Genomic DNA, 750 nt, shown 5'->3' on the forward strand with positions numbered 1-750 from the left:
ATACCGCTGAAGGTCCTGCAGAGCCTGATGGGGCATAAGTCCATCAGCTCAACGGAGGTCTACACGAAGGTGTTTGCGCTCGATGTGGCTGCACGGCACCGGGTGCAGTTTTCGATGCCGGAATCTGATGCGGTTGCGATGCTGAAACAATTATCCTGAGAATAAATACTCTGGCCTGTATATGGGAAATACCTCAAGTCTCCCCTGGGATGGGAGACAGACTTGGTTATTTCTTCATACTAACAATGGTGATTACTGTCTTATATCACTGACGCTGGCAACTCCGACTACGCAAAGAAGCATTATCATCGCTGACTGGGCGCATGGCATTGCAGGACGGAAGGACGACCGCACAGACTTACGTCGGGCTTCGGCGGTTTTCTCCTGCGCCATATGAAATCACAGCGTACCGTCTTACATGCCATTGACGCACATTGTTTAGGTTATCCAGTTGGACAACACCATTAAATATTTACTGCCAGCTCACGTAACCTAAGTGTCTGCAGGAGACGCACAGATTATGTTGTAATTTTGTGGTGAAACAACTTCTGTAACTTTTTGAACAGAGAAAACCATTTATTATGACGCAAGCCTAAAAGTAGCAACACCAGGACAGCGTAAATTACTGATTGCATTGAGATAATCTTTACTGACCACAGATAATGTATGGGGACCAGGATCGCGACAAGATAGACGAAGTTATGCAATTGTTGCCAGCGTTTGCCTAAGTTTCGCTGCATCGCCTGCGTG

Annotated in this window: 2 pseudogenes; one reads left to right on the plus strand and one right to left on the minus strand. The window is 46.9% G+C overall.

Annotated features, from left to right (window positions below):
- Window positions 1-159 (plus strand): annotated as a pseudogene (locus BEA93_RS24550) (tyrosine-type recombinase/integrase); the annotation flags it as partial.
- Between the two features lie 359 nt (window positions 160-518).
- Here BEA93_RS24550 and BEA93_RS25985 read toward each other — a convergent pair.
- Window positions 519-750: pseudogene (locus BEA93_RS25985) on the minus strand (sulfoxide reductase heme-binding subunit YedZ); the annotation flags it as partial.

This window comes from Escherichia sp. MOD1-EC5950 (assembly GCF_002965345.1).
Lineage (GTDB): Bacteria > Pseudomonadota > Gammaproteobacteria > Enterobacterales > Enterobacteriaceae > Escherichia > Escherichia marmotae.